The sequence below is a fragment of the Paenibacillus sp. J22P165 genome (genome assembly GCF_059692015.1).
In genome coordinates this window covers 328,557-354,045 of record NZ_JCAUAP010000003.1, presented here as the reverse complement: position 1 = coordinate 354,045, position 25,489 = coordinate 328,557, and the positions used below count along the sequence as shown (strand labels likewise).

The following is a 25,489-nucleotide window of genomic DNA, read 5'->3' as shown; positions in this document are numbered from 1 at the left end:
CATTTATGAGGGGATTTGTTGATTCTAAAGTAATGAACGCTGAAATTGTCTCATATATCAATTAGGATGAGATACAACGTGTTACACCTTATGGAGAGGAGACGACCGCATGGATACTCCGAATAGGAATCAAGGCGTGTATGGTAATGTGCCACAGCCGATCCGAGCGGATGGCGCTGGCGGGATTGATTCAGGGCCACGCAATGTTATGCGGGATATTCAGAACCCTGATATGTTAGTTCCACCAATAACAGATGCAGGTTTACTTCCGAACTTGAAGTTTTCTTTTTCAGACACTTCAATGAAATTGAATTATGGAGGCTGGTCCCGAGAAGTTACTGTTCGTGAACTACCCATTGCGACGACACTGGCTGGTGTTAATATGAGCTTGACGCCGGGTGGAGTTCGCGAAATGCATTGGCACCAACAAGCAGAATGGTCCTACATGATATTAGGTTCGGCTCGGATTACATCGATTGACCAAGAGGGTCGGAATTTTATTGCCGATGTGGGTCCAGGTGATCTATGGTACTTCCCGCCTGGACTCCCGCACTCCATACAGGGGTTAGAGCATTGCGAATTTTTACTTGTTTTCGATGATGGTAACTTTTCTGATTTGAACACAATTTCCATCTCTGATTGGTTTTCACGAACACCGAAAGACGTGCTTTCCGCCAATTTTGGCGTTCCGATCAGTGCGTTTAACAACATCCCCAAAGAGCAAGTCTATATCTATCAAGACAAGGTCCCTGGTCCAATCGAAAGTCAGAAGGTTCAGTCCCCTTATGGGACTATTCCTCTAAGTTTTAAACATCAATTGCTCGCGCAACCCCCGATTAAAACGCCAGGCGGCAGTGTCAGAATCGTAGATTCTACGAATTTTCCGATATCCAAAAATATTGCAGCGGCGCTTGTTGAGATTGAACCTGGTGGAATGAGAGAGCTGCATTGGCATCCGAATAACGATGAATGGCAGTACTACCTGACTGGTCAGGGGCGTATGACTGTTTTTGCTGGGAATGGTAATGCTCGTACGTTCGATTATCGCGCTGGTGATGTTGGTTATGTACCATTTGCTTTGGGCCATTATGTACAAAATACCGGTACGCAATCCCTATGGTTTTTGGAAATGTTCAAGAGTGATCGGTTTGAAGATGTGTCGTTAAATCAATGGATGGCGCTTACTCCACGTGATCTGGTTAGTACGAATTTGAACGTCGGTCCAGAGGTATTGAATGCGCTGCGCAAGGAAAAGTGGGCAGTGGTCAAGTATCCGGGATTTTCTTACTATCCGAAATAACAAAGAATAAGGCTATCCGAGTAGAATTTCTACTTGAGATAGCCTTTTTACATAAAAGGTTAGTTCACCACAACCTCAACCTCATCCAAGCTTGCCGTTTGCTTATAAGTTCGGAAGCCAATCTTCCCACTAGCAAACGCACTGTCTGTTACGGAGACGAGCTGTGTCCCATTGACGTAACCAGTTAGTGTATTACCGTTCATGACTAGCTTCAACGTATACGCTGTGTTGGTGTTAACCGTCAACGGAACCTCTTGGAGTAGGGTAAAGCTCCCTCCAGCTTTCTTGTATAGCTGAGCAGATCCCGCTGTAATCAATCGGAACAAGTAATAGTTATTGTCATCGACATAACGGCCAATGATGCCGCTGGCATTGAAGGAGAGGGCATCGTACATTTTGACCTTCGCTTGAAGGGAATAATTGCTCCAGCTCGCGTTGCCAGTTACAGTGACGGCTTCACCGGAAGTCGAGCTTTGCTTTAAGACTTTGCTGCCATCGGTCACAACGCTCCAGACACCCGTCGTAGGTATCCAAGAATAGGCGTCGCCATCTTCGTACAAATCGGTATATGGCAAGCTCAGCACGATCGATACAGTATCCAAACTTGCTGTTTGATTGTAGGTACGGAAACCGATTTTGCCTGCAGAGATCGAGCTGTCGGTTGCAGATACTTTCAAGACGCCGTTCACATAGCCAGATATTGCAGTGCCGTTCATGACGAGCTTAAGCGTATAGGCGGTATTCGTACTCACGGTCATCGATACTTCCTGTAGAAGGGTGAAGGTTCCTCCTAATTTCTTGTACAGCTGTGCTTTGCCGGAAGTGGTTAACCTAAACAGATAATAGGTATTATTATCCACGTAACGACCGACAAGACCAGAGGCATTGTTGGCGATCGCGTCGTACAATTTGACAGTGGCTTCATAGCTATAATTGCTCCATGCCGAAGTATCACCAGCTAAGGTGAGCGCTTCGCCCGAAGTTGAAGTTTGTTTGTACACTTGACTGCTGCCATCTGTGACCGCACCCCATGTACCATTGACGGACGACCATCCCGTTGATGTGCCATCCTCAAAGGTATAACTGAAAGGATTGGCTGGAGTAGGATCAGGAGGCGGTGCGGAGTAGGTTTCATTAGTTAGGACGTATTTATTTTGCTTGATGATCCATTTGGTCAAATAATCGCGACCAGCAAACTGTGCCACCCATTCTTCTCTTCCTGCGTAGGTATCCTCCGAAGTGGCTTCATACGTGTGGCCATCCGTATGACCCGTACGATTCTGCATATCCAGCACCATTTGGGCATGATAGGGCTCCCAGTAGTCACCCTTCTGGCTGGCCAACGTATCGAAGCCGAAGGCAGCTGCCGCAGCGTCCATATAAGCAAAATGCATGCGACGCTTCGTTCCCCAGTCATTCCCCTGTGGATAGTAGGCATTCGCACTGCCATCGATATAAATGGTACCACCTGGTGCTGCATAGGGTGGATTGGAGAAATTAAGGTCTACCAGCGAGTCATACACAATATCAGCATTAAACAACGCTGCTTCCGGTGTAGCTTTGCCTGCCAGTGTGTATAAAAGCGGAGCATTCAGCAGTTGAGTGATGGAATTCATATAATCGGGATGAATGATACTGTGGTTCACAACGGTACCGTCTTCGTTCGCATTGGAGCCATGTAGCCAATCAGCTACGGTTTGGCCATGAAGGACGCGTGTGCTTGTCGTATCAGATGGGCGAGAGTAAGCGGAGATCATGAGTTCGATGTTTTTGTTCATCCATAGGGTCCAATTGGGGTGATCGGGCATCATGGCGGTTGCAAGCTGAAGCAAGGAGGAGTTCCAGGCATTTTCTTCAGCTTTCGTATCGCCAGCGGAGATGATCGTGCCGGCTTCATTACGATAATAAGGGACCGTGTAGCTGTTGAAACGATTCGCTTCATACTCGACCATTTTACGGACATTCTCGCGATCGGTCGCAGAGAGATCGTCCCAGAGTAGATAACCAGCTGTTCCAGCAAGGTAAGCCCAGAAAGCCGTCTGCCAGCCATTGCCCCAGCCTGAGGTGGTATTTATTCGGTGTTGATAGGCGAGCGAAGCGGTAAGTTTGGTTGCGATGGTCATCGCATTCGCCTGCGTAACGCCAGTTGCTGCTGAATCGTAGGCGCCAGTTTTCAATGAGATTGCGAGCGCAAGCGCTTCACTAGCTGGCGGTCTGATGTTCGGCTCGGCAACACCGCCGAAGGTGAGATAGCTGCTCGTTTGTGCGGCAAAGCCTTTGTTCGTCCACCACGTAGTTAGGGCGTATTTATTCGTATTCAGTAGAATGTCCAATACCCGTAACGAGTTGACGTCTGTCGGATTTCCTGCTGTAAATGTACTCCAAGAAATAGGGACAACGGCTGTACTAGACGCTTCCGCACGTTTTGCAGGGAGAGCGCCTAGAACAAGTAAAGCAGTGAAGAGAAGCATGAACCATTTTTTGAAGGAAAGCATGGTGAGGCCTCCTTTTTGTGAGGCTAGCCTTTTAGTCCCGAGCTTGTAATTCCCTCCACGAACCATTTTTGACAAACAGCTACGACGATGAGCAGAGGAACAAGCCCAGAAACAGAAGCAGCCATGGTGAGCACATAATTCGTACCAAACTCTTCAACATAACTCGTTAAGCCAAGTGGTATAGTGTATAAACTTTTTTCGCGCAGCATGATAAGCGGGTTCTCATATTCATTCCAGTGCCAAGTAAAGGAGAGGATTAAGAGTGTAACTAGTGCAGGTTTGGTTAATGGTAAACAAATTTGCCAAAATGTCCGCCAGTAACTGGCGCCATCAACACGCGCTGACTCCAACAGTTCACCTGGGAGGGTAGTGAAAAACTGACGCATCAAGAACGTGCCGAAGACCCAAAATAAACCTGGTAAAATGATGGAAGCATGTGTGTTAATCAATTGCAATTGATCGAACAAGATGAAGCGAGGGACAAGTAAAACCTGACCTGGAATCATCATCGTAGATAAATAAAGTAGAAACAGGAAGTTGCGGCCTTTGAAGCGTATTTTGGCAAATGCGTAGCCCGCCATGGAACTCGTTAATAAATTACCTACAACCGTAATGCCAGTGATTTTGATTGAATTCCAATAGAATAAATAGAAGGGATCTGCGCCTGCCCAGACTTTCTTGTAATTCTCAAAATGCCACGTATTCGGAATCCAATCAATCGGATATTTGAAGACATCGCCATTAATTTTGAAGGAAGTCGATATCATCCATAGAAAAGGCAGGATCATCACGATGGAGATCGCACCTAGGATGAGAGTAACGAAAATCTTAAGCCAGAAGCTGCCCTTTCTCATGTTCGCAATGGCCATTTGTCGTGTAGATGGCGTAGAAACAATGGTTGTTTCCATAGGGGAAATCTCCTTTCCAATTAGAAGTGCTGCTGCCAACGTTTCTGGGTTTGCCATTGAATAATGGTGACGAGGAAGATGATGGCGAATAGCACCCAAGAGACGGTAGCAGCATAGCCCATTTTGTAGAATCGGAATGCGAGTAAGTAGATGTGATAGGATAACACCATCGTTGAATCAATAGGGCCGCCCTGTGTCATAATGTTGACGGGTCCAAAGATTTGGAAGGAGCCGATAATGAGCGTAATGGCAACGAGAAAGGTGGTTGGTGTGAGCATCGGAATGGTGATTTGGAAAAACTGACGAACTTTTGAAGCCCCATCAATATCGGAAGCCTCGTACAAATCCTTGGAAATGCCTTGCAATCCGGCTAAATAAATGACCATTGCGTACCCAATCGTTACCCACACCTGCATGATGATAATTGCGAAAAGGGCAGAATTCGGGCTCGACAACCAGCCTGGGGGATGATCAATACCAATGGATTTCAGCACTTGATTGATGGGACCATTGGAAGCACGGTACATAATGCTCCAAATGACGGATACCGCAACGAGCGAGCTGACATAGGGCAGGAAGATTAATGTTCGTAATGTTTGCTTGAAGAACACATACTTGTTCAGAACGACAGCAAATAGGAGTCCTATGAGGATGGAAGCGGGAACGCTGACCAGAGTGAAGATCAAGTTGTTTTTCAGCGCTTTCACGAATTTCGGATCACTGCCCAGCGCTTTGAAGTTATCTAAGCCAACCCATTCGATGCCTGCGAACCCTTTGAGATATTCCCAATCGACAAAGACGAGATAGAGACTGAATAGAATGGGCAGCAAGACGAAGATCAGATAGCCAGAGAAGTTAGGCAAAATAAAGAGATAGCCTGCAAGGTTTTCCCTAAATTTGGCGTTATGCCAGATTTTCTTCATAGTAAGACACCCTTTCGAAATCATGTGTTAACGTAACTTTACCAAGCACAAGCGTGAAATCACATAGCGTGAAGGTGATCTTTTCTGTAGTTTGATTGAAAAAACCTCCGACAAGAAGCAGTCGGAGATTTTGATGAAACGCATATGAAATGATCTTTATTTTTTGGCACCCTTAATCGTTGTATCCCCACGCGTTTTCATCGTTTCCAAAGCCTTGTCAAGCGGTTGAGCGCCAAGCAAATATTTCTCCATCTCATCTTTAAAGATGGCTCTTAGTTCAGTAGGAACAGGTACATTGTAGGACGTTGGGAATGTGTAGTTGCCAGCTAGCAGTGCTTTCAAGGATGCTTCGTCAATTAGATCCTTCGCATCACCAATGAGGATAGAGGCGATTTTAGCTGGATCTGCCTTTTTGCTAGTTGGGATACGTCCACCTGGCACCATAGCCATATTACCTTCTTGTAAATACCAGGAGATGAATTTGAAAGCTGTTTCTTTATTTTTACTGTTTTTATTAATCGTCATGTAGTCGCCCATACCGCCACCTGGATTAATATTGCTGCCTGCAGTAAATTGCGGGTAAGGAGCAAATGCGACTTTGAAATCATGCGGGAAGCTCTTGATGTCCTTAATATAGCGGATGATATAAATTTGCGAAGCCATCATAGCAGCTTTGCCAGTTAGAAGTTCATTTTGCACGGTGATTTTACCAGCTACAGCTTCGGAATATTTCATCATGACGCCCTTGTCTTCCAAGCTCTTCTGCATTTCCAAGCCTTTTTTCATGGCTGGGCTGTTGAAGTTGGATGTGCCATCTGCAGCGATCACCCAGTCTTGTGGTTTGGCCGTTTGTAGAACGGTATCACCGAACCAGCCAAGAGCTGGATCTAACATCGTCCCCTTCATTTCCCCTTTGTTAAGTTTGGTGGCCATAGCACTGAAATCGTCCCATGTCCAGGCAGTTGGGAGTTTCTCGCCGGCTGCATCTAACGCTTTCATATTGAAAAGTACAGCTCCCAAGTTCTTATTCGCAGGAAGATAATAATATTTACCGTCAGCGAATTTCTTAATGTTCGCCGCTCCGATGATACCCTCAACATCGAAGCCGGCTTTGGCGATCAGATCATCCAAAGGCTCTGCCATGCCAGCAGCTTGGCGTTTGGTCATATAGGCATCACCGTAGTTCATGTAAATATCAGGTGCATCTGTATTAGAGAGAAGGGCGGTTTCGAGTTTCAGGTTACCGGGATCATCATTCACATACCTTGTATATTCGACCTTTATGGTAGGATTCGCTTTATTCCATGCGTCAACAGCATCTTGAGGGCCGCTTTCTGGTGGAACGCCTCCCCAGAACTTAAGGGTAACTGGCTTCTGTGCTTCAGGTGTAGGTGTAGCCGCTGCTGCCGTGGCAGCAGGTGCAACGGATGCAGCCGCGGAAGGTGATGGTTCAGGTGCTTTGGAGCAACCGGTTACGAGAACGCTTACAGCAAGAGCGAGTGAAGCTCCCATGCCTAGTACTTTTTTCAATTTGTTCATCCCCTTTTCTTTTGGTAGTTAAATCGTAATGCAATTTTTCCCAAAAAGACACGGAGTATTCTTTACGAAGTAAGCATTATTCTACGATGTTCGATGCCCGAAGAGGAGCTTTCGAAATTCGGTAGGGTACATGCCTTCCATTTGCTTGAAACTACGGCTGAAATGATTGGGGTCGGCATAACCGATGAGTTCCGAAATTTCGAATATTTTGTAATCAGGATTCTTGAGCAGCTCGCGGGCATTTTTCATCCGAACATTTGTCATATAGTCTGTGATCGTTTTACCTGTTTCTTTCTTGAACAAGATACTCAAATAATTTTCGGTATAGCCGACAGTGCTCGCTAAATCAGCGACTTTGAGCGGTAAATTGTACTTCTCCATAATTTGACGGATAACCATTTGAATCTCAGGACGAAGCTTCTCTTTCCCATGCTCACGCTTGTAAGCGAAGAAGATGGGCAACCATCCGATGAACCAGTTAGACAAATGCTGCAAGGTTTCGGCATTCCGAATAACATGGTACGGATACTGTTGTTCGTGCAGCGTGACGGAGTAGATGTCGCCTCCATCGGTTTTCAAACAGCGCGCGAAAATATGAAGCAGACGAAGCCATTGCTCACGCAGTATCGCGGGTGGGATATTCTTATTGCGACAAAGTTCCTCTGTCCAGGCTGCTATCTTTTCTCTTAAGCTGACTTCGTCACCTTCCTCGATACGTTTCATCCATTCTTCTTCCTGCCATGGCTCAGATAGGACGGGATTCGTTACTTGTAAGAGATCATAGTATACGATGCACGAGCCCCCATAATAGAATCGGTAGCTCAAAGCATAATCTGCTTTGTCATAGGCGTGATGGAGAGCGAATGTGTCCTCGAGTGAAGGGGATACGCCAAAAGCCAATGAAATTTTCAGAAAAGATTGTACTGCGCTCTGCATTTCGATTAGCATATTCGGATTAATTTGACCCGATATCACGCAGAATTTACCCGAGGCAATTTCAACTAATTCCCCGTTACCATACTTCTTGAGAATTTCATTGAGTACATTTTTCACGGTATAGGTTAGAAGGCGATCGCTTTGAAACCTGTTCTGCTGTGTTAATTCCTCATAAGCTTCAATTTGAATGACGGCTGCAGATAGGGGGGATGCGAATAACTCAAGCTGGAATTCTCGCCAGACCTGTTCGATTTCCCCGCGTGACACATGAGAGAGGAGGAGCTCACGCAACCGTTTTTCTTTCACCTCGTTGCTGTATTGATTGACCTTCTGTTCAAGCTGGGTTTTCGCATTCTGCCCTTGCTTTTCTATAAGGAGTTGAGCTTGGATAGCACGCAGCTTCTCCATCAGCTCGGAGGGATTGATTTCTAATTTCGTGACATATTCAATCGCACCTAGCCTAAGGGCTTGCTGTACATAGTTGAAGTCGTGATGATTGGATAAAATGAGGCATTTAATCGCTGGCCAACGTTCACGGATCTGTTTTAGTAATTCTAGTCCGTCCATCTCAGGCATACGGATATCCGTGAGGACTACGTCACAGGGCTGCGCTTCTAACAATTTCAGTGCTTCCACGCCATTAGCAGCTTCGCCAATCACGATAAACTCCTCGTTATCTCTCGGAATAATCGTTTTCAAACCAATGCGCACAAGGATTTCATCATCTACGATCAGAATTCTCAGCATCCGTATTCCTCCTTTTCAAAGGCAGCACCAGTTGTAGCCGGACGCCTTCACCCTCCACACTCGAAATTTGCATGCCATATTGCACGCCAAAATGGAGCTTGATGCGTTCGTTAACATTGCGTATACCAATGCCGCTAAACTTCGCGTGAGGCTGATTCAGGGAAGATTCGACCTGCTCAATCATCGCCGTACTCATCCCAACACCATTATCTTGCATCACAATATGAAGATTGCCATTGATTTCTTCAGCTTGAAGATCGATGAGAAGCGGTAAACGATTCCCATGAATAATGCTGTTTTCAACGGCGGGCTGCAGAGTGAATTTTAATACTTCACAGTCGAGCAGCGCGTCAGGGATGCGATAGGTAAATAGGATCTGATCATGATAGCGTATTTCCTGAAGGGAGAGGTAAACCTGCAAATAGTCGAGTTCTTCTTGTAACGTGACGAACTCTTGTTCATTCCGCATAGTGAAATTTAGCAGTTTTCCAAGTTTAGTAATCATTTCACTAATATGATCTGCCCCTGAGAGCAGTGCCATCCATTTGATGGAATTGAGTGTATTGAGTAGAAAATGTGGATTAATTTGCGCTTGCAGTGCTTGAAATTGCGCTTTCTGCTTGCGTCGCTGTTCATCGTATAAATTGGAGATGAGGTCTTGCAGATGCATGACCATGCGATTGAAGTTATTGCCTAGCATCGCAATCTCGTCTTCTCCTTTTACGGTGACCAGCGTATTAAACTCCCCTTTACCTACCTTTGTCATCGACTTGGCTAGCTGTTTGAAAGGACTTGTCACACGAAGCATGAGTACGATGAAAGCGACAGCAAACAGGAGAAACCAAGCAACGACCCAAGTAATCGATTTGTCTTTGGCCCGACTGAGCTGTGTAACGAAATCTTTCTGATTCATGAATTGAATAAGTTTCCATCCAAGTTGAGGTACGTAAGCATCATTTATGAAATAGACCTGGTCATTGATCTTCACTTCTTGAATGCCGTTTGCATTGGTGCGTACGTTCTGAAGGGCCTCATTCGCTAATAAATCTGCGGCTGCACGATCGCCGAGTAAGAGTTTTTGGTTTTGATCGACAAGGACAGCGAAGATTCCTGAATCTTGTTGTTTACGAATCTCAGCATTCGGATAGAAGAATACCGGGATCGGCACACTGATAAAAAAAACACCATAATTACTTGTGTATTCGCCATTAATTTGTCTTGTCATCACAATGAGATCTTGATTAATAGAAGAGGGAAGTGAGTAGGGAACCGTCCAATAAGGAAACCCATTGCGTTCCAAGGTCGGTTTGTACCAACTTTCCTTGTAAAACTCTTGCACACTCGATGGAGTTACTGCCGACCAAGTCGTTTGGGTATAGCCTCTATTGTCATATATTCCGATTTGCGTTGTGCTGTCGAGCAGGAGATCTTTGACGTTGGATAGTTTTTTGAGCAGGCTTGTGAGCTTAATGAAAGAAGTGTAATTCGTAGACCAATCCGCAGGTTCTTTTAGAAATTTTTCTGTCTCCGGATCATTAATAATGAGACTTGAAGCCGTAATCATACGAACGGCCATATCGTTCATGGCAGTGGCTTTCTGGGAAACAGCTGCTTGATTCGATTGGTTGAGCTGAATTTGCACAATATTTTCAGAGGATTTATAGAATCGGTAAAGGATGATAACAACCGGGATAATAATCAGAAAAAATAAGGAGATCAGGATCTTTCCGCGTAATGTCTTTAGTGGACTGCGCAGTATTTTCATAGCATCACCATTATTCTCATTTACTAGGAATAGGAATCTCTTCTATCATACAACGATGCCTCTTATCCTGCTAGAGAGAGTGGAGGTAAGCCTCATTTTTCAAAGAATATGCCGTAAAAAACAAAGAATATGCAGGGTATTCGTAAGGTGAATGCCTGGCAGAGAAGGGGGTAAAAAAAAGGGTGAGATTCACTCTCACCACCTCTACGTTCATTATTGATTCGCTGCGTTCGGATCCATCCAGAACAATTCCCATTGATGTCCGTCCAAATCTTGGAAGCTATGTTGATACATGAAACCGTGATCGTTAGGATCACTGTACAATGTGCCACCAGCAGCTACGGCCTTCTCGATGAGCTCGTGCACTTCTTCTCGGCTAGAGAAGCTCAAAGCAACGAGTACTTCTGTCGTTTTCGTAGCATCGGATATGGCTTTTTTCGTAAAAGTTTGGAAATATTTCTCGACCAAAAGCATGACATAGATGTGCTCGCTGATCACCATACATGTGGCATTTTCATCTGTAAACTGGGGGTTGAAAGTGAACCCAATAGAGGTGAAAAAAGCGACAGACTTGTCCAAATCTTTAACGGGTAGATTCACAAAAATTTTATCCGATTGCACGGCCACGATAGGATCACCTCAATAAGTTATTTGTACTTCTCTATGATAATTGAAAGTAAATCTGCGAGTCAAATGCACGGAGACTTAACTCTCATATGCTCGCTTCAGCGCGGCAATATCGATCTTCTGCATGCCGAGCATCGCATTCATGACATGTCTTGATTTCACAGGATCCTCGGAGTAGAGTAATTCACTCAACACGGTGGGAATGATTTGCCACGACAAGCCAAATTTATCCTGTACCCAACCACAGCGTTGAGGTTCTCCACCCTCAGATAGCTTCTCCCACAGGAAGTCGACCTCATCTTGCGTCTCACAGTTTACGAACAAAGAGAGGGCAGGTGTGAATTTGAATAATGGCCCGCCATTTATAACCATAAATCGTTGCCCATTGAGCAGAAAGATACCTGAAATGACCTTACCTTCGGGACCAGCGCGATGGACACTTTCAATCTTGGAATCGGTGAATATAGAGGTGTAGAAGTTCATCGCCTCTTCGGCATTGCCGTCGAACCATAAGAATGGATTGATCTTTTGCATGTCAGCAACTCCTTTTTTTACATGATTGTACCACAAATGTCGATGAGTTCTATCCAAACAACGGCGACGCCAAGACCGTCACACCAATAAAGACAACCTGCAACACAACCCGAATAGCCAATCGAGGCACCGGTTTACCGCCAATCGTTAGCTTCTCGCGCGCGGCATAGATGTTCGCTGGAAACATCGCGATCAGCAGGATCGTAAGGCCAATGGAGGCAGCGAGGGAGGTAAGAGACAACAGGATGCCAACCGCACCTGCAAGCTCGAGATATCCGGTAATCGTAACGATTAGCGCGGGTTTTTGAAAAGAGGGAGGAACCATCCGAACGAGGTCTGGTCTTCTTTTTCCCCAATGTGCAGAGGCCGTTAACAGCAACATGATAGCTAGAGCGACTTGTAAAGCGGAATGCCACCCATCGAAATAAGTCCAACCGAGATAACCAAGTCCCCGGAACAAAATAAAGGATGAAACAAGCGCTATAAATGGCGCCATACGAATCCCTCCAGTTCTTTTACTTGCTTATTTTTTCAAAATCGAAGACATAAACGTCGAAACTTCACTGGAAAGACTCTCCGATGTGGATCCAAATGAAGACCGGACACGCAGGCCAAGCGATAGGAGTACAAACATCTCCGCGGTTTCGTCCGCATGAACCGTCTCGACAATTACGCCATGCTGTTGACCTAGCAAGATCCACTGCTTCGCAAGGGAAACGGAGCGCACATAGAAATGTTGAAGCACCTCGGCGATTGTAGGATCATCTTCTTTACCTAATAAATATTTGAGAATTTTGTTCGTTATTTCGTTTGGATTTTCCAGAGAGGCAAAATTGCTGGTAATACTTTGCATAGGGCCTTCAAAGGTTTTGGAGGCTTGCTCTGTCTCATACAGGAACCTCGTATGGATGTCTTCGAGCCGTTCATGCAGCACCCAAGCGTAAATTTCATCTTTGCTTTTGACATAGTGAAAGATAGCGCCCTTCGAAAGGGAGGATAGCTCCATGATATCCTTCATAGTAATGGCATGGCAGCCTTTGACCAGCAGTAGTTCTTTCGTTGCCTCGAGCAATTTGCGGGTGGTGAGTTCCCGGCGTTCTTCATTCTTCATCCGACTATTCCTCCAAATAGGGAAATTCTTCTTGTTATCATTATATAAACAGACCGTCGGTTTGTAAATAGGTAAAACGACGCCGCTAGAGTCAGTCTCAATCAAGCGTCGTTTATAGATTAGCCCGATATTGCCCAGGCGTTACCCCTGTCCATTTTTTAAATGCGTTTTGAAATGCGCTTGGCTCTGAAAAATGCAGGACATAAGCGATTTCACCAACGGAATATTCCCATTTACGAAGATAGCCCATGGCCAATTCTTTGCGTACTTGGGTTGAGATTTCATTGTAGGTCGTATGCTCTTCTTTTAATTTGTGCTGGAGGGTTCGCGAGCTCATCTGAAAATAATCAGCAGTTTGTTGTACGGTGGGGAAGTAAGAAGGCTGGCAGGTGTGCATCCACTGCACAACTTGATCTGTGAAACGGCTTGTTTGGGTCAATTTCTGTCTCGTTTCTTGCGCTATGTTTTCAAATACAGTTAATAATTTGGCATCGGAATACAGAACAGGATAAGAGAGAACGTCCTTTGGGAATCGTAACTTATTCTCACTAGCTCCAAATTGAGGAATCCCGCCAAATACAGACTCATAAGGTGTTACATCGGAGGGAGCATCATGGCTAAACGACACGTGTAATAGTGGAATACGTCGATTACTTAGTCTGCTTATTAACCGATATAGGGAACTTGCCATATCTTCGATACAATGTCGAGACATCTTTCCTTGCTCGGGATGCTGTAGAAACATCGTAATCTCCACATGATCAACATGTATGTTCCAGTCCAAATTAAACCCGCTGCAGAGCAGCACATTATATCTTTGATAAGCCGTTAGCGCCTCAAGGACGGAAGCGGAATGCATCATGACATAGCCAAGTATGCCCATATCACTAAACTCCATCATTTGCCCTTGATGCAAGCCGAAATGCTCGTCTTGTGTGAATTGTGCAGCGGAGATCGTTAAGCGCTCCAACTCCTCGCCTGAAATGCGCGTCTCAACATCTCGCAGAAGACTAGCGTCAAAGGCAGCAAATTGACAAAATTGCTCCGCGTTATAGCCTTTATGAACGAGCGTTTTCATAATGGGGTACACCATGGAGATGGCAACTCCTTGACTTTTCAAGTTGAAAATCCCTCCTTTGCGCAAATAAGCAATTGGATTGCGTACTTGATCATTCATTTCTCACCACAGATATTCTAAGCTGATTATAGTCGCAAACAAGGAGGAAATCATCTTGAAATCCAATATTCTTATTATTAATGGGCACCCTGATCCCGAAAGCTATTGTGCAGCTTTAACCGATGCTTATATCGCTGGAGTCTCGAATAGCAACTCGGTTATTCAGCGCATCGATATTCACTCATTGGCTTTTGATCCCAATCTACAGTTTGGCTATCGTCAGCGCACGGAGCTTGAAGATGATTTGTTAAAAGCGCAGGCATTAATTCGCTGGGCAGATCATCTTGTCTTTATCTATCCCACGTGGTGGGGCGCTATGCCTGCCATGATGAAGGGCTTTATTGATCGCAGTTTTTTGCCCGGATTCGCCTTCAAATATCGGGAGAAGTCTGCGTTCTGGGATAAGCTTCTGACCGGTAAATCTGCTCATCTAATTGTAACGACAGATACACCTGCTTGGTACAGCCGATGGGTTAACAAACATGCAGGATACCGTGTAATGAAACACAATGTATTGCAATTTTGTGGGATTACGCCTGTACGAATTACGGAGATTGGGCCAGTGAAGCCATCCTCCCCACAGAAACGAGCCAAATGGTTAGAGAAAGTGAAACAGCTTGGGATGAAATTAGCCTAGCTTAGAAACAAACAAGCGGAGCGGTCCAATTATGCTGTATCTGAAGGGAGCTCGGCAAGAAGGGCTTTGAACCATTCCTTAGCAAAAGAGTGAGAACGAATCCCATAATCGAGCGTTTTGATCTGATAAGTAAGGATTTCTGCATAAGGGGCTGGAACTTGGATGTTCTGAAGCCCCTCGTCCATATGCTGGAGTTCGGCCTCCACTGTTTCAATTTGGGCGATGATTTGAATAAGGATGGCTCGTTTATCTGCAACGGACTGCACGAGTCCTAGGAAGAACACTTTAGCTAGGGCTGTGGATTCTAGCCTACTTGTGGGTATTTCTGAGCCCATCCACGAATAGAAAGCCTCTTTGCCTTTATCGGATATGACATAAACTTTTTTATTCCGGCCCCGATCCACGTGCTCCTCAAAGTTAATATCACCTTGTTGTACTAATTTCTTTAAAGCTGTTTGCAAACTGCCATAGCTGGCGCTATAGAACAAGGCAACGCCTTGTTGAAATGCTTTATTAAGCTCATAAACCGTTTGATTCTTTAAAATTAATAAACCGAGAATGACAAATTCCATGTGGCGGCTCCCCTTATGTGTTGACGTAAAACTTGTCCATATACTACGCTAAGATATATTACTAATAGTAGCATTGGACGTTCGTGAACACAATGAGTCAGGGGAGGATTCATATGGCGATGTTTGTTCGAAAAGCATGGAGCAAGGAACAGGCTTCTCAGCATCTCGATGCGTACTTTTCAAAATTATTTAAGAACAGCCGTCATCAAACTAGCTTACAAGTATGGATGGAAAGCAGCGGGTTTACCTATCGCTATGCTGCAGGGAGAATATGCGCCAATAAAGACGCACCTGTCTCCCTTAATCAACCTTTTCATACAGCCAGTATTGGGAAGGTTTTTACAGCTGTCATCATCATGAAGCTCGTTGAGCGTGGTCAACTTTTGCTAGAAGATCCCATTTGCAAGTACTTAACACCTTCTGAGTTGACCAATCTCTTCGTGTATCGCGGAGTTGACTATGCGGGTCAAGTGACGATCCTACAGCTCTTGGGGCACACCTCGGGTGTGGCTGATTACTTCGAAGACCCTGTCGTGCGTAAGCCTTCGTTCATTCAACGCATTATTGCCAATCCCAATGAAGAGTGGACACCGCAAGCATTATTAGATTTTACGAGGAACAATCAAGTCACTCATAGCCCCCCAGAATCGCGCTTTCATTACTCGGATACGGGATATATTCTGCTTGGGCGGATCATCGAGCGTATCACAGGCAGATCCTTTAGTGAGAACTTGCACCTCGACATATTCAGCCCCCTGCAAATGAATGATTCGTACTTGATGTTCTTTTCCCAGCCTAAACATACGAGAGCAGAACCCATTCAAGATATATGGTTGAACAAAGTTGAAATCAGCCGTTTTCCAAGCTTAAGCTGCGATTGGGCGGGTGGGGGCATCGTGACGACTCCCCAGGATCTCTTGATTTTTCAGAAAGCACTTCATCATGGAACATGCATTAGTAACACATCGCTACAAGCCATGACGACCTTTAAGCACAAATTCCGGAGTGGCATTCATTATGGGTTAGGCATGATGGAACTTCATTTCGAGGAATTTTTCTTCTTGCTCAGAGGACTTCCAAGGTTCCAAGGGCACAGTGGGATACTCGGAACCCATATGTTTAGCCATCCAGAATTGGAAACGCATATCGTCATGAACTTTGGTTCAAATAGGTCGATTGTTCGAAGTTACAAGGCGTTGATTGAAGTCATGATGACGTTAAAAAGAATGCAAATATGGGCCTAGTAACACTCGTTATGTAGACGTGGAGGACAGTTGTGCTTCTTCTCGGTAAGCTTTTGGGGACTTCAAAGAAATTCTTCGGAACACTTTATTAAAAAAGCTCAAATCTTCAAAGCCTACTTGCTCAGCAATGGAGGCTATTTTGTCATCTGTACGGATAAGCAGATCTTGTGCAATGAGTATCCGAATATGATTGCGGTAGTCGACGAACGTTTTGCCAAAATGCAACTTGAATTTCTGGGAAAATGTGGATAAACTCATGCCGCATAGCGCACTCATCTGCTCTAAACGAAGCGGACTGGCGTAATGAAGAGAGATGAACGTGGCCATATCCTCAAAGAGTTGATGTACCTCCTGCATAGGCGGCCATTGCGGTTGGACGCGGCTTGCATATCGCCGGCTTAAGTCAATCAGCAGCTCAATCAGTCTGTTCTTGATAACAATCCGATATCCCATTTCCTTGTTATGAAATTCACGTAGGATTCGCTCGAGATGCAGCACCGTCTCCAAATGCTCGTGATGGCTCAGGGTTAGTCGTGCTTGAAAATCAGTATAGTTACGAAAAAAGGGCTCTACATAGTAAAAGTCAAGGAAGGAAGATTCTCTGGATAACACGCCAATCTCCGCATCAAGTACGGAAGCTTGAAATAAGACATTGTAAACGACGAGTGAGCCGTTATTTGCCTCATAGGCATGGGGGATTGTGGGCTCGATCACGAACACGTCGCCTTTTGCAATTTCGTAGGTCTGCCCGTGATAGGTGTGTCTGCCTGCACCTTCACTTACATAGACGAACTCGACGAACTCATGGGCATGCAGTGGAATGATCTCTCCAGGTTCAAAGCTATAACATGCGGTGTAGAAAGGGAAGTCTTTGCTCTCCAGCCACATAGCATCCGTATAGAAAAGAGTGTTTGCATCCACGCGTAGAATCACCTCACTGAAATACAAAATCGACCAAGATTGCACATGTTGAGATCGCTTACAATAAATACAAGCAACAACTGCTATTATTCTCACATGGAAATGAGGATTTGACAATGACACAAGCATTCCCCATTGAAACCTTCCAATCCGAATACTTTAAAAATCAGCTTGGCGGCTACTGGATGCGCGTTGCCGACCAGATCCAGATGATGAATAGACTCATCTTTCTAGAATGGGCTTCCGCTCGCGTTATCGCTGGCTGGGTCCCCGCTGCTCCAGAGTTGGCGTGGAAATGCGAAATGACGCACATCATGTGGCATCAGATGACTTTCGCAGAGCGACTACTCACCCGCAAAGAAGAACTTTCTAGCAATCGGAAGGTGACCATTCCGTCTGAAGCATTGGAAGTACTTGTGCAGAACGTCGCTCGTGCAGATACGTTCTTCGCTTTCATCGCAGGCTGGTTCCTGGAGCTGAACCGCTCGACGGTGGAGGCATATGAGCGATTGCTAGATGCACTGGATCCAATCTTCGATGCTCCGACCATTGAGCTTCTCGAGGGTATCATCCCTAAGAAACGGAAGCATAACGAATGGGCTCGATCGATCGTTCATGAAGCTGTTAAGCAGCCAGACATGCTTCAAAGCGTAGAGCGGTTTCGAGCCTATGCGAAATCTGCACTTAAGCACGTGGGCGGTGTAGACGAAACGCAGCCAGCTAGCAACGGAAGTGAGCCTCCTGCCTTTCCAATCATCCAACCGTTGGGACCCGCGCCACACAAGCGTGTCAAGCCCAACAAGGTGAAGACAACGAGTGAATTCATTCCACCGGATGAGGTAGCAGACAACTTGAAAATCTTCATGTGGCATTATATGACGGAAATTCAAGTCGTCGATCCCATGTGCTATGTGTTCTATGGGCTCTCGGATATGCCTTTCGAATTTTATTGTGATTTCAGCCGGCATATTTGGGATGAAACTCGCCATCATCAAATGGGTGTGCGACGATTGCAGCAAATGGGCTTCGATACATCCGAGTTTGCAATTCCCTATGGGGAGGATGCGATCAGCGAGTTCGAGAATTATTATTCCGAGTTGTCGATGGTTGGAGAGACGTGCTCATTCACGAGAAAGAAGAAATCGATGGAGTCGTTTTATGCCAAAGGCGATATACTCTCCGGTATGACAGCGGAAATCGATATTATAGATGAACGTTCTCATGTGAAATTCGGCAAGAAGTGGATACCTATTATGCATAAGAATCGTTCAGGGAATGAGCAGAGCTTAGACGAAATTATCCGGGAGATAATGAATCGCTGGATTGACCAGGACCGTTCTGGCCTCGGTAGTCTTCAGGGCAATCCTGAGCTAGCTAAACTCTCCGAGGAAGAGAAGCGCAGTATCAAGCATTTTGCTTTTTGCGGGAAGATAGAGTTTAAAGACTTGAATTTTGAACGTTTGTAAAAGAGGGGGAAGTGCCCGCATGGATGCCATGTGGGCACTTTCCTCGTTTTGTTTCATGCAATCAGCCAGTTCCTCATCTTAATGAAGAATGTATAATAGCCGGCATAGCCTATACAAATAATACGTGCCGCGTAACTGTTCCTGATTGATTTTATATAGGAAGTTTAGGGACTTATGCGCAATCTTTTTGGCATGTTCCATATCAGTGGGATCCATGTCTGCGATGGCTTGTTTCAACCCAATGAGATCGAGCGAATAGACAGCAGGTCGTAAGGTACGTAGCAGCATGATTTTATGTAATTGGGATCGATTATATCTACGATAGCCATTCTGGGGATCGCGTGAGGACAGGATGAGGCCGACCTTTTCCCAATGACGAATTGTAGAGCGTGGCAGGGAGCTAATCTCCGAGACTTCGCCAATGGTCATCCAGTTGGTGGTTTCATTGGCATCAATGAAGGCAGTCATTTCTGTTTCTAACATGTGAATATTTTGTTCAGCGAGCAGGATATCACGATGGAGATTAGCTTGGACTTCATTCACAATCCGTAGTGCTGAATCTACCTCTTTGATTTGAAGTTTCTTAAGAATCTCGGAGGTCGCCTCCATCCCAAATCCCGGTTCCATTGCATGAATGCAAGCAAAGTAGGCAACATGTTCATCTGTATATATGCGATAGCCGCTAGGTGATCTTTCAGAAAGAGGGACAAGGCCTTTGGCTTCATAATTTCTTAGGGTGCTTGTACTTATGTTAAGTTGATTTGCAATATCGATGGGGCGATACGTCAAAGCTTCACCTCCTATTAAAAAGATTAAAGCAGACTTATAAGGTTTATTCAACTTTTATGTGATGTAGAGAATTATAACTTTAGAATTAGCTTATATGTTATAAAATGAATATAGGAACAGCTTAGATTTTCGTTGAGGAGGTACGTGCTGGCACATGTTTAATGCAGAATTCGATCGACAAATCAGTAATTTGATCCATAAAGGATATCCCGAGTTAGTTGGCTTAACAGAAGAGGAATTCATGAAGGAATTGGCGCCGCTGAGAAATAAAGTCCTTGAGATGAATTCCGTCTCTATCGAAGCGCAAGGAGAGAAGATGCCATTTGTCATTGTGATAAAAAGTAGTTGGGTGCATGCTGAACAAGCGATGCAGCTTGTGGAGCGAGAAGGGAAGAAAGGGTTCAGTGTCATGGACGTGCATGATCTCAGTAGATTTGAGCCTGTTGAGGGGATACAGCTTCCAGAAGGTAGAGCCTATTTGATAACCGATATCGATATAGGTAAAAGCACGCGCAATGTGACACCAAATGCAGCACTTACTCTCATTGCGCAGGAAAACCGTTTCCCACTTACCCTTGAAGAGGGGATTAGCCTTGTTACCCATTATCCAGATAGATTGCAGAAAAATAATGGCTTCTCCTTACTCGGATCTCGTTGTGGTGATCGAAGAGTCACGGCTTTATGGATTAGCGAGAAGAAGCCGAAGCTTGGATGGTGTTGGGCAGGTAACCCGCATACATGGCTAGGTTCTGCTTCTTGCGGATCAAGAATAGGAGGGAAGCCGTAAGGCGGGCTCCCTCCATAATATAATCCGTTATACGATTTTCATGATTTTTCCATCCTGTGTGCATAAGTACAATTCACCAGCTGCATCCGTACCGAAGGAAGCGATGTGCAAGCCTGATTCTAGCAGGGTTTTATTAGTAACCTTGCCATCACTCGCTAGCGACATTGCCCATATATGTCCTGTGCCATAATCTGCATAGACATACCAGCCTTTAAGTTCTGGCACCTTAATGCCCCTGTATACGTATCCTCCGGTGACGGAGACACCTTGATCTCGGCCATAGGTAAAGAGTGGTTGCTCTAAGCCAGTTTTATTGCAGCCAGTTTTTGGTTCGTAGCACTCGAATCCTTCCTGAATCCGCCAACCGTAATTTTTACCTTTTTCCACAATATTAATTTCTTCGAATCTATTTTGACCAACATCTGCTGCCCAGAGCTTCCCAGTAACGGTATCGAAGCTGAATCGCCAAGGATTCCGTAGTCCATACGCATAGATTTCTTTGGCTCCTTTGTTGATAAAGGGATTGTCAGCAGGAATCGCATAGAGGAGCCCATTTGCTTGTTTATCTACGTCGATACGAAGTATTTTTCCAAGTAAGGATTGCAGGTTCTGGCTGTTATTTTGAGGATCACCGCTGCTGCCGCCATCACCAGTTGCGATGTATAAATAGCCATCTGGACCGAAGGCTAATTGTCCACCATTGTGATTAGGGTAAGGCTGTTTGAAGGTGAGCAACACTTGCTCACTTTTCGGATCTAGAAGAGCAGGATTGGCGGGATCAGCGTCATAACGTGCGATAATCGTATGCGTTTCGGTCGTGTAATTCACGTAAGCCTGAGTCGGGTGCTTGGGATGGAAGGCTAATCCAAGTAATCCTTGTTCATTTCCGCTATCGTTGACGCGAGCAGTAATATCTAAGACAAGAGATGGTTTTTCCTTAGGCTTATTGATATTCACACTCAGGATCCGACCAGGCTGCTCGACGATATACAACAACTCCGGATTGCCAACGCGATGTTCAATTCCAACGGGATGATCGAAAATCGTCGGCTCGAACATATTCGTTAGCGAAATGCCATTCGACGTAGTGGACGAAGGTTTCGTATCCTTTGACCAGAAGCAAGCGGTAAGTAGTAACAACAGGAATAGGCTCATTGAAGCAAGGACATAACGTTTCATCAAGAATAACCTCCTAATAAGATCAACTAATCGATATTCTGGCAGCTATCATTCGAGATTTTTCGTCAGCAGTGCTATACTAGAAAGAAAAAAGGGAGCTTTGTCATGAAAGATTCGCAGAAAGAAGTATGGCTGAAGAGAAAAAAATTAGGTCGCTCTCGATATTTAATCATGTTCGGGATCGTTCCTTGGGGAATCGGAGCGGCATTACTCACGACAATAATCGAATTTATAAGCTTCCAATCCATTAATTCCGTTTGGATTCCTATTCGACTCCTCGTATTCGCTTTCATTGGCTTTTTCGTTGCTAACGGGCGTTGGATGACGATGGAAAACCGCTTTGAACCACCTGCACCGAGACGACCATAAGGTCGTTTTTTTTATTTTCAAACACTAGGCGTAAACCATATTTCCCGAAAATCAATCCATCCTAAGTCATTAATCGTTACACCTTTGATCGAGTCATGATAAGTTGTTTGTTGAGACCGATGAAGGACAAATAGGAACGATTTCTCCGCTTGAAGCTCAGCTATCAATTCATGTAAGCGAACAATGCGTTCATCCAGACTAGGATTACTCAAAATCTCTTCCATTTGCACATCCACCCACGTCAATCGTTCTGCGTTCAAATGTGCCCGGACATAGCTGTTGCTTTGTTTCAATGTTTGAATAATATGAAGATCATAATTACTTTCCATGCATATGTGATAAAAAATAAGATCTGCTTCGTCAATGGTAGCCATTTGTGTCATATCGGACTCACTCCGAATCGTGATCTCAATGGGAATACCAATCTGCGCGCACTGCCGGCAAATCCACATCGCATCGTCATTGTTATTTCGATAGACATACATATGTACGGTTTCACCTTTGTACCCCATGTCATTGAGCAATCGCTTTGCTTCGGTCACATCCGTCCTAGACTTCACAAGCGGCTCCATCGTAGGGATAAAACTGTGAGCAGGTGCCTCTCTAAAGCCCCCAAGCTCTTCAATCATACGCTCACGATCTATGACCAGATCAACCGCTTTACGAAAGTTGGGATGGGACTGCGGGCCACGCTTATTGCGGTTAAACGTTAATAAACTGCAGCCCATAATCGATTGTTCAATTTGATGCCACTCTGAATCTTTATCGATGACACCAACGGGCTTACTAGAATTAGATTGCCCACGGAACACTTGGACTTTATCCCAACTAGGTGTTGCTTCTTGGAGATCTGAGGGCAGCAGCCAAATTTCGATGAGATCCATGTGCGGCCTAACACCGAAATAACTATCAAACGCACGCAGCTTGCAAATGTAATCATCGTGTCTCTCCAGCCTGAACGGCCCCGTCCCAATGGGCATTCGCCCAAAAATCGATTCATTATCCCGACATATTTCCTCCGGTACTATGGCCATCGAGGTATGCGCCAGCTGTTGAAGAAACAGCACATTCGGTTGACTCAATTCAATAGCGACTGCACTTCGATTCAGGACTGTAATGGCCTCAATGCTCTCGGTAATCCAACCTTGCGTCGCCGATTCGCCTAACTTCTTTAATCGCGATAGCGTGTAGCTCACATCATGAGCTGTCATCTCTCTGCCGTGATGGAACAGCACGCCTTTGCGTAAATAAAACGTATAATGCAAGCCATCCTCACTGATTTCCCAGTAATGAGCCAAGTGCGGCTCGATCACCTTTGTCTGCGGGTTATAGCGTATAAGGGTATCGAAAATTTGACTTACCAAATGAAAATCAAATGCAAAGAATGAGTGTGCAGGGTCTAATGTTACCAGCCATTTGTAAACAGGCACACGCAAGGTATCTTTAAATCGCTCCTCATGCTCAATTGCACGATAGCCAAAAAAGCTGAACAACCACTCGATAAAGGAGTCCTGAAGCGCTTCTCCCTTGCCGAGTTGATGAATCAGCTCAATCGTACCTAAATAATCGCCTCGATTCGCAAGCGCCATCGCTTGTTTCGAGATCATGTCCTCTGAAGAAACCAAAAAGGTAAGCTCAGAAATATTTCCTCTACCTCGACCGGGTTTCCATGAAATCCAATTCTGTTCGGTCATCTTTTTTAAAAGAATCTTCACATTCCGTGTTGAGCAATACAATCGCTCGGCTAATTCCTCTAATGTAATAGGCTGCGGCTCATGCTCAATCCCATGCTCAAAACCCGCTCGTAGCTCCAAAAAATGAGTAAGCAGCTGCATCTTCAACATCCTTTCTATGAGAAAACTTCTGTCGAAGCATTTCAAAGTTGAGCGACCGCGTTCTAATGTAAGTTTTATCGCCAAATAGAAAGACGTTTTCGAGTAGCGAAAACTTATACTTTCTATTGTGGTAAAAGGGGAAATCATTGAAGTGAATTATACTCTTTTTGTTCCCCTTATTCCAGCGTAAACTAAGCGTATCAGGAAAAGAAAGGAAGTGATTCACATATGCAACCAACAGACCTCTATGTATCAGAGAAATTGATGGAGTGGCAGCAACACGACTTGGAAAGCCAATCCCGCGAACATTGGAAATGGAAAGCTGTTCGAAAAAGAAAAGTTTCCGTGCTACTGGCTAGCTTGTTCTTCTGGATTTAATTCGATTTCGTAAGGCGACAATCACGACAATCAGAATGAGCCCACACACAATTCCGACTCCATCGACGACGACGTCGATACCGTGCCCCGTTCGGTCTTTTACGAACGATTGATGCCATTCATCCGTCATTGCGTAGAGCAATGAAATGAGGAAGGAGCTGATCAAAGCTATGTTCATTCTGACAGGCTTCGCTAATAAAGCTATCGACCAGAGCAGGGCAAGCAAAGCGTATTCGCTAACGTGCCCTGCTTTTCTTATGAGAAATTCAATCAAATCAATGGGGTCTTGCCATGAAATCACCTGCGTATCATATGTGAATTTCACTTTGGGCAAATGCTCTTTCAACTTTTCGCTGGAAAATTTCGATTCCAAATAGGGCTTCAAGCTTTGCTCTTGATACGGCTCGGCTGATTTCATATAGATGAAAGCCATCCAGAGGATAGCGGCTACTAGGAACACGTAGAATACCGTTTTTGATCCAGTTAACTTCGGCATAACGGCCCCTTCCTCTTATGAATTCATTTTTTTACGAATGCTGAACAAAGCGAAGAATTCAAGAACCATGACATTCACCGCGGAGACGCCATAAAAAGCCATACCGAACATCATTTGAAACTTATCCGTTGTCACTGACTTCCACCACAAAACGGCAAGCACAGTCAGCACAATATTCAGAGCCGTCGTGATCCAAAACGAGAATCCGAGTCGGTTGGTTTTTCTCATCAAAAGAACACCGATACCAAACGGCAAAACAAAAGCGATACCTAAGAAAATCCAATACAACACCGCGTTTGACACTTCTTCGTCACTCCCAAACGATCTACTAGTTTATACTACTAGGTTAGCATGAAAATGAGCATGAAAACAATGTTCGCTCCCTTTTGCAACAGAATCGACATAGAGGATGATAGATGCTTAACTACAAGATAAATCCTATTTTTCAGCTATTGCCTGTCACCGCATATTCATGTATAATACAAAAAGTCGACGTTTGTAAGCGACATCACGGGGCCTTAGCTCAGCTGGGAGAGCGCATCGCTGGCAGCGATGAGGTCAGGGGTTCGATCCCCCTAGGCTCCATACGATAAAAACCACGATCCTTAGGGATCGTGGTTTTTTGTATGAGCCCATAGGGGAGAGAACCCCTCAGGGTTCGCCATGCGGGCTTTGTGCTTTATTGGGATTGACTGTAAAATGTGAGTGCATTTTAGTAAGAGCAGATGACTGTTTCAATGCTTTGGGAGGAATT

25 protein-coding genes and 1 tRNA gene are annotated in these 25,489 nt (G+C 45.0%); 8 read left to right on the top strand and 18 right to left on the bottom strand.

The annotated features are described in order from the left end of the window. The first annotated feature begins 109 nt into the window (after window positions 1-109). Complete coding sequence (locus AC58QM_RS09295) at window positions 110-1,300, top strand: oxalate decarboxylase family bicupin (RefSeq protein ID WP_497283271.1); 1,191 nt, start codon at window positions 110-112, stop codon at window positions 1,298-1,300. Window positions 1,301-1,359: 59 nt separating this feature from the next. Here AC58QM_RS09295 and AC58QM_RS09290 read toward each other — a convergent pair whose 3' ends face one another. The 11 genes from AC58QM_RS09290 to AC58QM_RS09240 all read right to left on the bottom strand — a co-directional run bounded on the left by AC58QM_RS09290 (window position 1,360) and on the right by AC58QM_RS09240 (window position 14,005). After that, entirely contained in the window at window positions 1,360-3,795 is a 2,436-nt protein-coding gene (locus tag AC58QM_RS09290) for a 3-keto-alpha-glucoside-1,2-lyase-like domain-containing protein (RefSeq protein WP_497283270.1), read from the bottom strand. Window positions 3,796-3,818: 23 nt separating this feature from the next. Further along, window positions 3,819-4,703, bottom strand: coding sequence for a carbohydrate ABC transporter permease (locus tag AC58QM_RS09285; RefSeq protein WP_497283268.1), 885 nt, complete (start codon window positions 4,701-4,703; stop codon window positions 3,819-3,821). Between the two features lie 20 nt (window positions 4,704-4,723). Beyond that, window positions 4,724-5,626 (bottom strand): carbohydrate ABC transporter permease, encoded by a 903-nt coding sequence (locus AC58QM_RS09280; protein ID WP_497283266.1) that lies wholly within the window; start codon window positions 5,624-5,626, stop codon window positions 4,724-4,726. Window positions 5,627-5,782: 156 nt separating this feature from the next. Then, window positions 5,783-7,156, bottom strand: coding sequence for an ABC transporter substrate-binding protein (locus tag AC58QM_RS09275; protein ID WP_497283264.1), 1,374 nt, complete (start codon window positions 7,154-7,156; stop codon window positions 5,783-5,785). A gap of 90 nt (window positions 7,157-7,246) precedes the next feature. After that, window positions 7,247-8,848 carry a response regulator gene (locus tag AC58QM_RS09270; RefSeq protein WP_497283262.1) on the bottom strand — a complete coding sequence of 534 codons (1,602 nt, stop codon included), beginning with the start codon at window positions 8,846-8,848 and terminating at the stop codon, window positions 7,247-7,249. Then, the gene (locus tag AC58QM_RS09265; RefSeq protein WP_497283260.1) at window positions 8,823-10,613 is read right to left on the bottom strand and encodes a sensor histidine kinase; all 1,791 of its coding nucleotides are present in this window, start codon (window positions 10,611-10,613) and stop codon (window positions 8,823-8,825) included. Before AC58QM_RS09265 ends, AC58QM_RS09270 begins: the two co-directional genes overlap by 26 nt. A gap of 213 nt (window positions 10,614-10,826) precedes the next feature. After that, on the bottom strand, window positions 10,827-11,240 hold the full coding sequence (locus AC58QM_RS09260) for a VOC family protein (protein WP_497283258.1): 414 nt from the start codon (window positions 11,238-11,240) through the stop codon (window positions 10,827-10,829). Window positions 11,241-11,318: 78 nt separating this feature from the next. After that, window positions 11,319-11,774: a VOC family protein gene (locus AC58QM_RS09255; protein WP_497283257.1), complete on the bottom strand. Its 456-nt coding sequence runs from the start codon at window positions 11,772-11,774 to the stop codon at window positions 11,319-11,321. Between the two features lie 49 nt (window positions 11,775-11,823). Continuing rightward, window positions 11,824-12,270 (bottom strand): DoxX family protein, encoded by a 447-nt coding sequence (locus AC58QM_RS09250; protein ID WP_497283255.1) that lies wholly within the window; start codon window positions 12,268-12,270, stop codon window positions 11,824-11,826. 27 nt (window positions 12,271-12,297) lie between these two features. Beyond that, the gene (locus AC58QM_RS09245; protein ID WP_497283253.1) at window positions 12,298-12,885 is read right to left on the bottom strand and encodes a TetR/AcrR family transcriptional regulator; all 588 of its coding nucleotides are present in this window, start codon (window positions 12,883-12,885) and stop codon (window positions 12,298-12,300) included. Window positions 12,886-12,997: 112 nt separating this feature from the next. Then, complete coding sequence (locus AC58QM_RS09240) at window positions 12,998-14,005, bottom strand: AraC family transcriptional regulator (protein ID WP_497283252.1); 1,008 nt, start codon at window positions 14,003-14,005, stop codon at window positions 12,998-13,000. 112 nt (window positions 14,006-14,117) lie between these two features. On the opposite strand from AC58QM_RS09240, the gene AC58QM_RS09235 reads away from it, so the two are divergent. After that, the gene (locus AC58QM_RS09235; RefSeq protein WP_497283250.1) at window positions 14,118-14,699 is read left to right on the top strand and encodes an NAD(P)H-dependent oxidoreductase; all 582 of its coding nucleotides are present in this window, start codon (window positions 14,118-14,120) and stop codon (window positions 14,697-14,699) included. A gap of 29 nt (window positions 14,700-14,728) precedes the next feature. On the opposite strand, the gene AC58QM_RS09230 is transcribed toward AC58QM_RS09235, so the two are convergent. Beyond that, window positions 14,729-15,271, bottom strand: coding sequence for a PadR family transcriptional regulator (locus AC58QM_RS09230; RefSeq protein WP_497283248.1), 543 nt, complete (start codon window positions 15,269-15,271; stop codon window positions 14,729-14,731). A 113-nt stretch (window positions 15,272-15,384) separates the two neighbouring features. Here AC58QM_RS09230 and AC58QM_RS09225 point away from each other — a divergent pair, with 113 nt between their 5' ends. Further along, window positions 15,385-16,515, top strand: a complete 1,131-nt coding sequence (locus AC58QM_RS09225) for a serine hydrolase domain-containing protein (protein ID WP_497283247.1) — start codon at window positions 15,385-15,387, stop codon at window positions 16,513-16,515. Between the two features lie 9 nt (window positions 16,516-16,524). Here the strand turns inward: AC58QM_RS09225 and AC58QM_RS09220 are convergent, their stop codons facing one another. Continuing rightward, window positions 16,525-17,436, bottom strand: coding sequence for a helix-turn-helix domain-containing protein (locus AC58QM_RS09220; protein WP_497283245.1), 912 nt, complete (start codon window positions 17,434-17,436; stop codon window positions 16,525-16,527). Between the two features lie 116 nt (window positions 17,437-17,552). Here AC58QM_RS09220 and AC58QM_RS09215 point away from each other — a divergent pair, with 116 nt between their 5' ends. Continuing rightward, on the top strand, window positions 17,553-18,902 hold the full coding sequence (locus AC58QM_RS09215) for a DUF455 family protein (protein ID WP_497283243.1): 1,350 nt from the start codon (window positions 17,553-17,555) through the stop codon (window positions 18,900-18,902). 78 nt (window positions 18,903-18,980) lie between these two features. On the opposite strand, the gene AC58QM_RS09210 is transcribed toward AC58QM_RS09215, so the two are convergent. Beyond that, window positions 18,981-19,691, bottom strand: coding sequence for a MerR family DNA-binding transcriptional regulator (locus AC58QM_RS09210; protein WP_497283241.1), 711 nt, complete (start codon window positions 19,689-19,691; stop codon window positions 18,981-18,983). A 154-nt stretch (window positions 19,692-19,845) separates the two neighbouring features. Between AC58QM_RS09210 and AC58QM_RS09205 the strand changes: the two genes are divergently transcribed. Beyond that, entirely contained in the window at window positions 19,846-20,478 is a 633-nt protein-coding gene (locus tag AC58QM_RS09205) for a DUF5701 family protein (RefSeq protein ID WP_497283239.1), read from the top strand. 27 nt (window positions 20,479-20,505) lie between these two features. Here the strand turns inward: AC58QM_RS09205 and AC58QM_RS09200 are convergent, their stop codons facing one another. After that, window positions 20,506-21,657: a PQQ-dependent sugar dehydrogenase gene (locus AC58QM_RS09200; protein WP_497283237.1), complete on the bottom strand. Its 1,152-nt coding sequence runs from the start codon at window positions 21,655-21,657 to the stop codon at window positions 20,506-20,508. 105 nt (window positions 21,658-21,762) lie between these two features. Here AC58QM_RS09200 and AC58QM_RS09195 point away from each other — a divergent pair, with 105 nt between their 5' ends. Then, the gene (locus AC58QM_RS09195; protein ID WP_310222329.1) at window positions 21,763-22,026 is read left to right on the top strand and encodes a hypothetical protein; all 264 of its coding nucleotides are present in this window, start codon (window positions 21,763-21,765) and stop codon (window positions 22,024-22,026) included. Between the two features lie 17 nt (window positions 22,027-22,043). On the opposite strand, the gene AC58QM_RS09190 is transcribed toward AC58QM_RS09195, so the two are convergent. After that, entirely contained in the window at window positions 22,044-23,861 is a 1,818-nt protein-coding gene (locus AC58QM_RS09190; RefSeq protein ID WP_497283235.1) for an ABC transporter substrate-binding protein, read from the bottom strand. A 228-nt stretch (window positions 23,862-24,089) separates the two neighbouring features. Here AC58QM_RS09190 and AC58QM_RS09185 point away from each other — a divergent pair, with 228 nt between their 5' ends. Further along, the gene (locus AC58QM_RS09185; protein ID WP_310222333.1) at window positions 24,090-24,239 is read left to right on the top strand and encodes a hypothetical protein; all 150 of its coding nucleotides are present in this window, start codon (window positions 24,090-24,092) and stop codon (window positions 24,237-24,239) included. Here AC58QM_RS09185 and AC58QM_RS09180 read toward each other — a convergent pair. Continuing rightward, window positions 24,217-24,735: a VanZ family protein gene (locus AC58QM_RS09180; RefSeq protein WP_497283233.1), complete on the bottom strand. Its 519-nt coding sequence runs from the start codon at window positions 24,733-24,735 to the stop codon at window positions 24,217-24,219. The genes AC58QM_RS09185 and AC58QM_RS09180 overlap by 23 nt on opposite strands. 15 nt (window positions 24,736-24,750) lie before the next feature. Beyond that, on the bottom strand, window positions 24,751-25,038 hold the full coding sequence (locus AC58QM_RS09175; protein WP_497283231.1) for a hypothetical protein: 288 nt from the start codon (window positions 25,036-25,038) through the stop codon (window positions 24,751-24,753). A 209-nt stretch (window positions 25,039-25,247) separates the two neighbouring features. Here AC58QM_RS09175 and AC58QM_RS09170 point away from each other — a divergent pair. Continuing rightward, window positions 25,248-25,320: transfer RNA gene (locus tag AC58QM_RS09170), tRNA-Ala, on the top strand. Window positions 25,321-25,489 lie beyond the last annotated feature (169 nt).

What these genes read in the sequence shown, in the direction of transcription:
- AC58QM_RS09295 (WP_497283271.1), top strand. Translation starts at nt 110, where the DNA reads ATGGATACTCCGAATAGGAATCAAGGCGTGTATGGTAATGTGCCACAG.
- AC58QM_RS09290 (WP_497283270.1), bottom strand. Translation starts at nt 3,795, where the DNA reads ATGCTTTCCTTCAAAAAATGGTTCATGCTTCTCTTCACTGCTTTACTT.
- AC58QM_RS09285 (WP_497283268.1), bottom strand. Translation starts at nt 4,703, where the DNA reads ATGGAAACAACCATTGTTTCTACGCCATCTACACGACAAATGGCCATT.
- AC58QM_RS09280 (WP_497283266.1), bottom strand. Translation starts at nt 5,626, where the DNA reads ATGAAGAAAATCTGGCATAACGCCAAATTTAGGGAAAACCTTGCAGGC.
- AC58QM_RS09270 (WP_497283262.1), bottom strand. Translation starts at nt 8,848, where the DNA reads ATGCTGAGAATTCTGATCGTAGATGATGAAATCCTTGTGCGCATTGGT.
- AC58QM_RS09265 (WP_497283260.1), bottom strand. Translation starts at nt 10,613, where the DNA reads ATGAAAATACTGCGCAGTCCACTAAAGACATTACGCGGAAAGATCCTG.
- AC58QM_RS09255 (WP_497283257.1), bottom strand. Translation starts at nt 11,774, where the DNA reads ATGCAAAAGATCAATCCATTCTTATGGTTCGACGGCAATGCCGAAGAG.
- AC58QM_RS09250 (WP_497283255.1), bottom strand. Translation starts at nt 12,270, where the DNA reads ATGGCGCCATTTATAGCGCTTGTTTCATCCTTTATTTTGTTCCGGGGA.
- AC58QM_RS09245 (WP_497283253.1), bottom strand. Translation starts at nt 12,885, where the DNA reads ATGAAGAATGAAGAACGCCGGGAACTCACCACCCGCAAATTGCTCGAG.
- AC58QM_RS09230 (WP_497283248.1), bottom strand. Translation starts at nt 15,271, where the DNA reads ATGGAATTTGTCATTCTCGGTTTATTAATTTTAAAGAATCAAACGGTT.
- AC58QM_RS09225 (WP_497283247.1), top strand. Translation starts at nt 15,385, where the DNA reads ATGGCGATGTTTGTTCGAAAAGCATGGAGCAAGGAACAGGCTTCTCAG.
- AC58QM_RS09215 (WP_497283243.1), top strand. Translation starts at nt 17,553, where the DNA reads ATGACACAAGCATTCCCCATTGAAACCTTCCAATCCGAATACTTTAAA.
- AC58QM_RS09205 (WP_497283239.1), top strand. Translation starts at nt 19,846, where the DNA reads ATGTTTAATGCAGAATTCGATCGACAAATCAGTAATTTGATCCATAAA.
- AC58QM_RS09200 (WP_497283237.1), bottom strand. Translation starts at nt 21,657, where the DNA reads ATGAAACGTTATGTCCTTGCTTCAATGAGCCTATTCCTGTTGTTACTA.
- AC58QM_RS09195 (WP_310222329.1), top strand. Translation starts at nt 21,763, where the DNA reads ATGAAAGATTCGCAGAAAGAAGTATGGCTGAAGAGAAAAAAATTAGGT.
- AC58QM_RS09190 (WP_497283235.1), bottom strand. Translation starts at nt 23,861, where the DNA reads ATGCAGCTGCTTACTCATTTTTTGGAGCTACGAGCGGGTTTTGAGCAT.
- AC58QM_RS09185 (WP_310222333.1), top strand. Translation starts at nt 24,090, where the DNA reads ATGCAACCAACAGACCTCTATGTATCAGAGAAATTGATGGAGTGGCAG.
- AC58QM_RS09180 (WP_497283233.1), bottom strand. Translation starts at nt 24,735, where the DNA reads ATGCCGAAGTTAACTGGATCAAAAACGGTATTCTACGTGTTCCTAGTA.